Origin of the sequence: Bacillus sp. 204(2023) (assembly GCF_037027505.1) — a bacterium.
Taxonomy (GTDB): Bacteria; Bacillota; Bacilli; order Bacillales; family Bacillaceae; genus Bacillus; species Bacillus subtilis.
In genome coordinates this window covers 381,013-391,810 of record NZ_JAXCHE010000004.1, presented here as the reverse complement: position 1 = coordinate 391,810, position 10,798 = coordinate 381,013, and the positions used below count along the sequence as shown (strand labels likewise).

Annotated in this window: 9 protein-coding genes and 1 rRNA gene; 2 read left to right on the top strand and 8 right to left on the bottom strand. The window is 42.1% G+C overall.

Going from position 1 to position 10,798, the window contains the following annotated elements; genetic code table 11:
- The 8 genes from WA279_RS11520 to dnaA form a co-directional block, all read right to left on the bottom strand.
- Window positions 1-126: ribosomal RNA gene (locus tag WA279_RS11520) — 16S ribosomal RNA — on the bottom strand; the annotation flags it as partial.
- 291 nt (window positions 127-417) lie between these two features.
- Window positions 418-2,883 carry a DNA topoisomerase (ATP-hydrolyzing) subunit A gene (gene gyrA / locus WA279_RS11515; protein ID WP_003244540.1) on the bottom strand — a complete coding sequence of 822 codons (2,466 nt, stop codon included), beginning with the start codon at window positions 2,881-2,883 and terminating at the stop codon, window positions 418-420.
- 210 nt (window positions 2,884-3,093) lie between these two features.
- Window positions 3,094-5,010: a DNA topoisomerase (ATP-hydrolyzing) subunit B gene (gyrB, locus tag WA279_RS11510; protein ID WP_336155446.1), complete on the bottom strand. Its 1,917-nt coding sequence runs from the start codon at window positions 5,008-5,010 to the stop codon at window positions 3,094-3,096.
- Between the two features lie 54 nt (window positions 5,011-5,064).
- Window positions 5,065-5,310: an extracellular matrix regulator RemB gene (remB, locus tag WA279_RS11505; protein WP_277736849.1), complete on the bottom strand. Its 246-nt coding sequence runs from the start codon at window positions 5,308-5,310 to the stop codon at window positions 5,065-5,067.
- Between the two features lie 17 nt (window positions 5,311-5,327).
- Window positions 5,328-6,440 (bottom strand): DNA replication/repair protein RecF, encoded by a 1,113-nt coding sequence (recF, locus tag WA279_RS11500; protein WP_003243515.1) that lies wholly within the window; start codon window positions 6,438-6,440, stop codon window positions 5,328-5,330.
- Window positions 6,441-6,455: 15 nt separating this feature from the next.
- A complete protein-coding gene (gene rlbA / locus WA279_RS11495; RefSeq protein ID WP_003226810.1) occupies window positions 6,456-6,671 on the bottom strand; it encodes a ribosome maturation protein RlbA in 216 nt (71 codons plus the stop codon).
- A gap of 130 nt (window positions 6,672-6,801) precedes the next feature.
- Complete coding sequence (dnaN, locus tag WA279_RS11490; RefSeq protein ID WP_336155443.1) at window positions 6,802-7,938, bottom strand: DNA polymerase III subunit beta; 1,137 nt, start codon at window positions 7,936-7,938, stop codon at window positions 6,802-6,804.
- Between the two features lie 192 nt (window positions 7,939-8,130).
- Window positions 8,131-9,471, bottom strand: a complete 1,341-nt coding sequence (dnaA, locus tag WA279_RS11485) for a chromosomal replication initiator protein DnaA (protein WP_003242674.1) — start codon at window positions 9,469-9,471, stop codon at window positions 8,131-8,133.
- 626 nt (window positions 9,472-10,097) lie between these two features.
- Between dnaA and rpmH the strand changes: the two genes are divergently transcribed.
- Window positions 10,098-10,232, top strand: a complete 135-nt coding sequence (gene rpmH, locus WA279_RS11480; RefSeq protein ID WP_003178075.1) for a 50S ribosomal protein L34 — start codon at window positions 10,098-10,100, stop codon at window positions 10,230-10,232.
- A gap of 151 nt (window positions 10,233-10,383) precedes the next feature.
- Window positions 10,384-10,734, top strand: a complete 351-nt coding sequence (gene rnpA / locus WA279_RS11475; protein ID WP_003242628.1) for a ribonuclease P protein component — start codon at window positions 10,384-10,386, stop codon at window positions 10,732-10,734.
- Window positions 10,735-10,798: the final 64 nt, after the last annotated feature.

Below are 10,798 nucleotides of genomic sequence, written 5' to 3'. Positions count from 1 at the left end.
TACCCACGTGTTACTCACCCGTCCGCCGCTAACATCAGGGAGCAAGCTCCCATCTGTCCGCTCGACTTGCATGTATTAGGCACGCCGCCAGCGTTCGTCCTGAGCCAGGATCAAACTCTCCGATAAAGTAGTTTGACTGACTACGCACATCGCTGTGCGATTTTTAAAAACTGAATTAACAGGTACGTTTTGTCTTGTTTAGTTTTCAAAGAACTTTGTGTGCTTCTCTCGAAGCGACTACTTAATAGTAACATTTTTAGTTAACTAGGTCAATACTTTTTTAAAAAAGTTTTTACTAGTCATAATGGTCATGCTTGTGTCTTTAAAAAGACAACAGAAATGATTATACCATAGTTTTTATGACTGTAAAGGGTTATGACACACAAAAAAGCGCAGCTATTTCAGCTGCGCTTTTTCTCACACTTCTTCTTGTTCTTCTTCATTCTCATCTTCTTCGTTTTTCTCTACTAAAGCTACTGTAGCAACATGCTCTTCTTCTGCCATTCTGATGAGACGCACACCTTGAGTGACACGTCCGGTGATGGAGATATCATTGATGTCCATTCTGATGAGTACGCCGCTAGCTGTAATAATCATTAGATCCTCTTCACCTTTAGTAGCTTTCACTGCTACTAGTTGGCCGTTGTTTTCGGTGATTTTCGCTGTTTTGAGTCCTTTTCCGCCCCGGCTTTGGGTTCTGTACTCTTCAGCCGGAGTTCGTTTTCCGTACCCTTTTTCAGTTACGATAAGGACGTGTGATTCTTCCTCTAAGATCTCCATGCCGACAACAACGTCGTCATCCGTCAGGGTGATGCCTTTTACGCCCGCCGCAGTTCTTCCCATCTCCCGGACATCTGTTTCAGGGAAACGGATCAGTAAACCGTTTTTCGTTCCAATGATGATTTGTTTTGTGCCGTCAGTCAGACGTACACCCATCAGTTCATCATCTTCACGAAGACTCAGAGCAATTAGACCATTGTTTCGGATATTAGCGAATTGAGATAGCGATGTTCGTTTTGAAACCCCATGCTTTGTAGTGAAGAAAAGGTAAAGCTCCGCATTGAATTCCGTGACTGGAATAATCGCGTTGATCCACTCACCCTTCTCTACCTCCAGCAGGTTAATAATCGGGATTCCTTTTGCCGTTCTGCCGTATTCAGGGATTTCATACCCTTTTGCACGATACACTTTCCCCTTGTTCGAGAAGAAGAGAATCGTGTCATGAGTTGACGTAGAGATCAAATGTTCAACGAAATCATCTTCGTTTGTTCCCATACCTTGTACACCTTTTCCGCCTCGTTTTTGACTGCGGTAAGTTGATGCAGGAAGACGTTTGACGTATCCGTTGTGCGTCAGAGTAACTACGATATTTTCTCTCTCGATGAGATCTTCATCTTCAATTGTCTCCAGTCCAGAAGTGACGATCTCAGTACGTCTTTCATCGTTAAAACGCTCTTTGATTTCCGTGAGTTCTTCACGAATGATCTCAAGCACTTTATATTCATTTGCCAAGATGTCTTTTAGCTCTGCAATTAATTTAACAAGAGATTGGTATTCTTCTTCGATCTTTTCACGTTCCAGTCCCGTTAAACGCTGGAGCCTCATATCAAGGATCGCTTGTGCTTGCTTCTCTGTCAGTGAGAATTGTTCAATTAAACCTGTTCTCGCAATTTCAGCCGTTTGAGAATTACGGATAAGGGAGATAACTGCATCGAGATGATCCAGTGCAACTCTCAATCCTTCCAAGATATGAGCTCTCGCTTCTGCTTTACGCAATTCATAAGCAGTACGGCGTCTAATGACAACTTTTTGATGGTCAAGGTAATGCTCCAGGCATTGCTTAAGAGTTAAAACTTTCGGCTGGCCATCAACAAGTGCAAGCAGGTTGATGCCAAAAGATGTTTGTAGAGCAGTTTGTTTGTACAGATTGTTTAAGATGACATTTGCATTGGCATCGCGTCTGATTTCAATGACAATTCTCATACCTGTACGATCTGACTCATCACGCAGATCTGTGATACCCTCTATCTTTTTGTCCCTTACGAGATCAGCAATTTTCTCAATTAATTTCGCCTTATTTACTTGGTAAGGTAACTCTGTAACGATAATTCTTTCTTTACCCGAAGATGTTTGTTCGATCTCAGCTTTTGCCCGGATCGTGATAGAGCCTCGGCCTGATTCGTATGCTTTCCGGATACCGCTGCGTCCCAAGATTTGACCCGCGGTCGGGAAATCAGGCCCTGGAATGACTTCCATAAGCTCTGGAATGGTAATGTCCGGATTCTCACTGACAGCAAGTACACCGTCAATGATTTCTCCCAGCTGGTGCGGAGGAATGTTTGTTGCCATACCTACCGCAATGCCGGCAGCACCGTTCACGAGCAGATTCGGGAACCTTGAAGGCATAACGACAGGTTCTCTTTCTGATCCGTCATAGTTATCCTGGTAATCGATTGTGTCTTTTGTGATGTCGCGAAGAATCTCCATTGAGATTTTAGACATTCTTGCTTCTGTATAACGCATGGCCGCCGCTGAGTCTCCGTCAACAGAACCGAAGTTTCCGTGACCGTCAACGAGCATATAACGGTAGTTGAAATCCTGAGCCATTCTGACCATGGATTCATATACCGCTGAATCACCGTGCGGGTGGTATTTCCCGATAACTTCTCCAACGATACGCGCGGATTTTTTATAAGGCTTGTCACTTGTCATGCCTAAATCATTCATTGCATACAAAATCCGTCTATGAACCGGTTTTAAACCGTCTCGAACATCCGGAAGAGCACGGGACACGATAACGCTCATTGCATAATCCAAGAAGGACGTACGCATTTCCTGACTGATATTTATTTCACGAACTTGTGGTGTGTTTTGTTCACTCATTAAAAAACCTCCCTGAAGTATCACATGAAATATGTGGGAGTAGATTGTCCATTATGACCTTCAATACGATTTCACTATTCTCCATTATATCAATAAACTTATGATTATACACATTAAATTGCTAGAATATATAGGTATTGCAGGCATTGCTGCATCTGATCTTGTTCAGAAAAAAGCCTTATTTCTTATTGGAAATAAGGCTTTTTATGATTAGATGTCAAGATTTTTAACGTATCTCGCATTCGCTTCTATGAAGTTTCGGCGCGGTTCTACCTTGTCGCCCATAAGCATTTCAAAAGTCTCGTCCGCATCCATTGCATCTTCAAGAGTTACCTGAAGAAGTGTTCTGGAGCTAGGATCCATGGTTGTCTCCCATAGCTGGGTGGCATTCATTTCACCAAGACCTTTGTAACGCTGCAGTCCAGGCTTAGGCGTTTGAGGAAGAGTTTTTAACAGCTCTTCAAGCTCCTTGTCATTGTACGCATATTCAACGCGTTTCCCCTGTTGAACCTTGTAGAGCGGCGGCTGTGCAATGTACACGTAGCCATTTTCGATAATTTGGCGCATATATCTGTAAAAGAACGTTAACAGCAGTGTTCTGATGTGCGCGCCGTCAACATCGGCATCTGTCATAATGACAACTTTGTGGTAACGGGCTTTCTCAAGGTTGAAATCTTCCCCAATACCTGTGCCGAGCGCTGTGATCATAGAGCGAACTTCGTTGTTAGAAAGGATTTTATCCAGTCTGGCCTTTTCAACGTTTAGGATTTTACCTCTAAGCGGCAAAATGGCTTGGAAATGTCTGTCGCGTCCTTGTTTAGCAGATCCCCCGGCAGAGTCACCCTCTACGATATATAACTCGGAGATGCTCGGATCTTTTGAAGAGCAGTCCGCTAACTTACCAGGCAGGTTTGAAATTTCCAAAGCACTCTTACGGCGTGTTAGTTCACGCGCTTTTTTCGCAGCCATCCTTGCTCTTGCCGCCATTAAGCCTTTATCGACAATTTTTTTGGCCGCATCTGGATTTTCCAGCATAAATGTTTCCATCGCCGTAGAAAATAACGTATCGGTGATCGTCCGTGCTTCTGAGTTGCCCAGCTTTGTTTTCGTTTGGCCCTCAAACTGCGGATCAGGGTGTTTGATTGAAATAATCGCTGTCAGCCCTTCCCTTACGTCATCTCCGCTTAGGTTTGGATCATTTTCTTTAATAAGCCCTTTTTTTCTGGCGTAATCGTTGATAACACGAGTCAGGCCCGTTTTGAAGCCAGCTTCATGGGTACCGCCTTCGTACGTGTTAATGTTGTTTGTAAACGAGTAAATGTTGCTTGTGTAGCTGTCATTGTATTGCAAAGCCACTTCAACCGTAATGCCGTCCTTTTCGCCTTCAATGTAAATCGGCTCTTCATGGACAACCTCTTTAGAGCGGTTTAAATACTCTACATAACTTTTAATTCCGCCTTCGTAATGGTATTCATTTTTGCGCTCTTGTCCTTCACGTTTATCTTCAATCGTGATGTTTACGCCCTTTGTTAAAAAGGCTAATTCACGCACGCGGTTGGCAAGCAGATCGTAATCATACTCGGTTGTTTCTGAGAAAATTTCAGGGTCCGGGACAAAATGTGTCGTCGTTCCTGTATGAGCCGTTTCGCCAATGATTTCAAGGTCTGTAACCGGAACTCCGCGTTTATAGGTTTGGCGGTGAATTTTACCGTCACGGTGAACCGTCACATCAAGCTCTGTTGATAGTGCGTTTACGACCGACGCACCTACACCGTGTAATCCTCCGGATACTTTATAACCGCTTCCGTCAAATTTTCCTCCGGCATGAAGCACCGTCATAATGACTTCTACCGCAGGACGGCCCATTTTTTCATGAATACCGACTGGAATACCGCGGCCATTATCTACAACCGTGATACTGTTGTCTTTTTCAATTTGGATATTGATATCCGTACAATAACCGGCGAGGGCTTCGTCAATACTATTGTCGACAATTTCCCATACCAGGTGGTGAAGGCCTTTGCTGTTTGTCGAACCGATATACATCCCCGGTCTTTTACGAACAGCTTCCAATCCTTCTAGTACCTGTATCTGATTTTCATCATAACTGTTTTGCTGCTGTTCCATAGCCACGTCATTCACCTACACTTTTCTAAACGATATATTCGTGATAAAAAATTTCTAAGAATCTATTTCAAACATAAATTGCGCACGTTTTTTTAATGTGCTGGAAGATAAGGGAGAGTAATATATATTCTGGACCGTGACTACGATAGATTTGGGCGTGCCGTTTACGGGAGGCACCACCTTGTGTTTCTGTTTTTTCAGAAATTCTTCAACAATAGGCGACATGTTGGCTTTAAAGTCAAAAATGCCGACAATATCTCGTGTTGAAACCACAAAGTCATCACCTAAATGAATATACAATTGCTCACCTCATTTCTTCACTTCACTAACGCACCATTTTGCACACGGAACATTCCTGCTTGACGTAAGGTTTCGTGATCAATGCCATCAACGCTTGTCGTTGTGACAAACGTTTGTACACGGCCTTGGATCGTATGAAGCAAGTGTGACTGCCGATAATCATCCAGTTCACTCAGTACATCATCCAATAGTAAAATGGGATATTCTCCGATTTCTTCATGGATCAGGTCAATCTCCGCCAGCTTAAGGGACAACGCCGTCGTTCGCTGCTGTCCTTGAGAACCATACGTCTGCACATCGCGTCCGTTCACATAGAAAAGAACATCATCGCGATGAGGCCCTGACAGCGTCACACCACGCTCAATTTCTTTTTCTCTTAATTTAGAAAAGGCTTCTTGATAGCTATCTCCTATTTTCGACAAATCTAGGGGATCTGATACATCAAGAGCTGTATGGTATTTCAGGGTCAGTTCTTCAAGCCCTCTTGAGATGCCTGCATGGATGGGCTGCGCCCATTTCTCGAGCTGTGCTGTAAACTGCAGGCGTTTTACGACGACTTTTGCTGCAACTTCTACAAGCTGATCGGTCAGAACATCGAGCATCGTCCGGTCAGTTTGTTTTCTTGTTTGCAGCTGTTTCAAAAAATGATTCCGCTGGGAAAGGATTTTCTGGTAAAGAGAAAGATCATGAAGGTAGACGGGAGAAACCTGTCCGATTTCCATGTCAAGAAACCGCCTTCTCACTTGAGGGCTTCCCTTTACAAGATTTAAATCTTCCGGCGCGAACATAATGGTGTTGAGGGCCCCGACATACTGGCTGAGCTTTTGCTGTTCAATATGATTGACCTTGCCCTTTTTACCCTTTTTGGAGATGACGAGCTGCATCGGGATCGCCCCGTTTTGCTTCATCACTCTTCCCTCTATTTTAGCATAGTCTTTGTCCCATCGTATAAGTTCTTTGTCATTTGATGTCCGGTGCGATTTCGCCATAGACAAGACATAGATCGCCTCCATGAGGTTTGTCTTCCCCTGGGCGTTTTCTCCGATGATCACATTTACTTTATTTTCAAATTGAAGTTCAGCATGGTCGTAGTTGCGGTAAGATGTCAGTTCTAAGTTCTGGATATACAATCAGTGTCACCCGCTTTAATTGACGACTTGAAATGAACCAAATCCTTCAATCTCTACCACATCTCCAACATACAGCTTTCTGCCCCGGCGGTTGTCCGGCTCATCGTTCACAAGCACTTCATGCTCGCTTAAAAACCACTTCGCCATACCGCCAGACTGAATCACATCGGCTAATTTTAAGAATTGTCCGAGTGTAATCATCTCTGTATCAATTGAAATCGGATTTGCCATTATATCGACCTCTTTCAAATATCACTAATATCTAATTGTACTAAAAAAAAACGAATTAGGGAAAGGGAAAACTTGTCGGAGCAGATACCGAATAGAAAAGCTGCCGACAGGTCGGCAGCAGTGTATCGGATTAATAGGTTCTGACAGGGAGGATAAGCTGTACAATCGTTTCATCATTCGGCGTGCGAATTAAGAAAGGTCTCATTGCACCTGTAAAGCTTACGCGTATTTCTGCTCCTTCAAGCACCTTTAGTGCATCCAGCATATATTTTGGACTAAAAGAGATATTTAATTCCTCACCTTCAATTTGATCCGCAGCAATTGCTTCCACAACTTTACCGATTTCCGGCGAGTTGGAAGAAATTTCAATGGATTCAGCCGGTTTTGCAGACAGTTTTACAACGTTGTTGCGTCCCTCTCTGGCTAAAAGAGATGCACGATCAATGGCCTGAAGGAATTCTTTTGTGTTCACAATGATTTCTGTTTTGCTGTCTTGCGGAATCAGGCTGGTTGTGTCTGGATAATTCCCGTCCAGAAGCCGTGAGAAGAATAAGACGTTTTTCGCTTTAAACAGAACTTGGGTTTCTGTGATGACGATATCTACAAGTTCCTGGTTGTCATCTAAAATCTTGCTGAGTTCAGTTAAACTTTTTCCCGGAATCACGACGTTATAAGATCTGTCTTCTGGAATATCAAGTTTCGCCTTTCTTAATGCGAGACGGTGGCTATCCGTCGCAGTGCATAATAATTCACTTTGCTCCACTTTCCAGTTTACACCTGTCAAGATAGGGCGTGTTTCTGAGGTGGACACTGCAAATACTGTTTGTCTGATTAGATTTTTTAACAAATCAGTTGGGATCTGAATCGCATGATGCTCTTCAATCTGCGGCAAGTGCGGATACTCATCAGCATCCAGTCCGTTTAGATTAAATTCAGCTTTACCAGAACGGATAATCGTCAAATATTGATTTTGGACTTCGATTTCTACAGTTGCCATCGGCAATTTTTTTACAATATCACTAAAAAAGCGAGCCTGTAAAACGATGCTTCCGGGCTGTTCAATAGTGACGATTTCTTTATCTCCTTCTTCTTTAGGAATGAAGGATTCAATAGAAATATCTGAGTCACTCCCTGTAAAGGATACTCCATCATCTGATGCAACAATTTTAATACCAGTCAGAATGGGAATCGTGGTTCTGGATGAAACTGCTTTTAATACATCTTGGACACTTTCAACAAGACGATCTTTTTGAATCGTGAATTTCATTTTTATCCTCCTAACGGATAATGTATTAATATATATATATTTATAAAAAAAATAGTAGAAGTAATAGTAGGGCCTGTGGATTTGTGGATAAGTTGTGAAAAAGACAGGAAACACAGCCTATCCACATGTGGACAGACTGTGTATGACTTCCGAAAAGTTATTCACACTTTCCCCGATTGATCCCCGGTCCTGCTATTTAAGCTGTTCTTTAATTTCTTTTACATGCTGCTGAAGCTGTTCATCATCTGCCAGCAGTTTTGAAATTTTTTCATGCGCATGAATAACGGTCGTATGATCACGTCCTCCAAACTCTTCACCGATTTTAGGAAGAGAGGAATCAGTCATTTCCCTTGATAAGTACATGGCGATTTGACGCGGAAAAGCTACTGACTTTGTCCGTTTTTTTGCTTTGAAATCCTCGAGTTTAATATTAAATTGCTGGCCTACTACCCTCTGAATTTCTTTTATCGTAATGACTTTCGGTTTTGAGGAAGGAATAATATCTTTCAACGCCTCAGCGGCCAGATCAGCATTAATATCTTTATTAATTAAAGATGAATAAGCGACAACTCTGATTAATGCTCCTTCGAGTTCCCGAATATTGCTGTCGATTTGATTCGCGATGTAAAGCATAACCTCGTTCGGAATATCGAGGCCTTCTGCTTTGGCTTTTTTTCTTAAAATTGCAATTCTCGTTTCTAGATCAGGCGGTGTGATATCTGTAATAAGGCCCCATTCAAAACGTGAGCGCAATCTGTCCTCAAGTGTCGGAATTTCCTTTGGCGGTCGGTCACTTGAAATGACGATTTGTTTGCTTTCTTCGTGCAATGTGTTAAATGTATGGAAAAATTCTTCCTGGGTTTGTTCTTTCCCCGCTAAAAATTGAATATCATCTATCAAAAGCACATCAACATTTCGATAGCGATTGCGGAAGTCGACGGCTTTATTATCTCGGATAGAGTTGATGAATTCGTTTGTGAATTTCTCAGAAGACAGATAAACCACTTTGGCAGAAGGATTATGATCTATTACATAATGGCCGATCGCATGCATTAAGTGCGTTTTCCCTAAGCCGACGCCCCCATAGATAAATAAAGGGTTGTAAGCTTTCGCGGGTGCTTCCGCTACTGCGAGGGAAGCAGCGTGTGCAAATCGGTTTCCAGATCCGATGACAAAAGTATCAAAAGTATATTTTGGATTGAGCATATTTTGAGGAAAATCAGATGTATCTTCTTTGACCGCTTTTTTGACTTGCGGTTTCGGCATAAAGTCCTCAACATCTTGATTTTGAGGAATGACAAACTTAATGCTCAATTCTTCCCCGGTTAATTCATATATAGTATCTGCAATCAGATGCAAGTATCTGGACTCCAGCCAGTCTCTGGCAAATTCATTGGGAGCCGTGATTGTTAATGTATCGCCTTGCAGTGAGTGGGCTTTGGTTGACTTCATCCAAGTCTCAAAACTCGGTTTGCTCAACTTTTTTTCGATTTGAGCAAGGGCTTGGTTCCACAGATCTAATATATTTTCCATCTTCCGGCACGTCCCTCCTTTTCTTAGAAAATGGTGCCTTTCTCTGTTATATAACACAAAAAAAGAGCAAATGGCGCTTACCATTCGTACACATTAAATGTTGAAAACATATAATATAGTAGATAAATAGCTTTTCGACAAATTTCACAACTTGTGGACAACCTTCTACACAAGCTGTGTGAAATCAATCCACAACTTATCCACACTTTGTGGATAAAGAGGAAAGGTAGGATTAGTAATCAAGAGTTAAAACACAAATATAATACCAAAATAAACGAGAGCTTGCAATGGTTGTCACAATCTTATCCACAAAGCGGACAACCTGTTGAAAAAACCTTGTCCACAGGGGTTGGCAATGTGAAAATGTTGTCGATAACCTCTGTGGATACTAAAAAAAGCCGAAAAAGATATCCACATGCGTGATTTTAGGGGCAAATTGTTTGGATTTGTCTTTTTTCCGTAAAATTAAGGAATCTAAAAAATAAGGTTTCGAAAGTTGAAAAGGTATGGTATCCTATTATGGTTGCAAGAAATAAAAGCACTAGTGAAGTTGACAATGAATAGGTAACGCAAATATAATAAGTAAGACTGTCTTTAACAGCTATTCCTCGAGGGAGGTGTCATAAATGAAAAGAACATTCCAACCGAATAACCGTAAACGCAGCAAAGTTCATGGCTTCAGAAGCCGTATGAGTTCAAAAAACGGTCGTCTAGTTTTAGCACGCCGTCGCCGCAAAGGCAGAAAAGTATTATCAGCTTAGGCCACTGAATAATGTCAGTGGTCTTTTTTCACGTTATGGGAAAAGATAGATGTGATGTGTAATGAACCGGGGCATGCTTCCTGGTTCAGATGCATCTCATGTTCATAATAAATTTTAAAAGTTTCTGCCAGCCAGTATCGGAGTGAGTCATTTGAAGAAGCGAAATCGTTTAAAGAAAAATGAAGATTTTCAAAAAGTGTTTAAACATGGGACATCAGTTGCAAACCGCCAGTTTGTCTTATATACGCTTGATCAGCCTGAAAATGATGAACTGCGTGTCGGGCTTTCCGTCAGCAAAAAAATTGGCAATGCTGTGATGCGAAATCGGATCAAACGTTTGATTCGGCAGGCCTTTCTTGAAGAGAAAGAGAGACTGAAGGAAAAGGATTACATCATTATTGCCAGAAAACCGGCGAGCCAGCTGACATATGAGGAAACGAAAAAAAGTCTGCAGCATCTATTCAGAAAGTCTTCATTATATAAGAAATCTTCGTCAAAGTAGGCATCACCACTGCTTTCTTACAACTTTTAAAAGCGCTTCCTTTCTGGTTGATCAGAAAAAGACA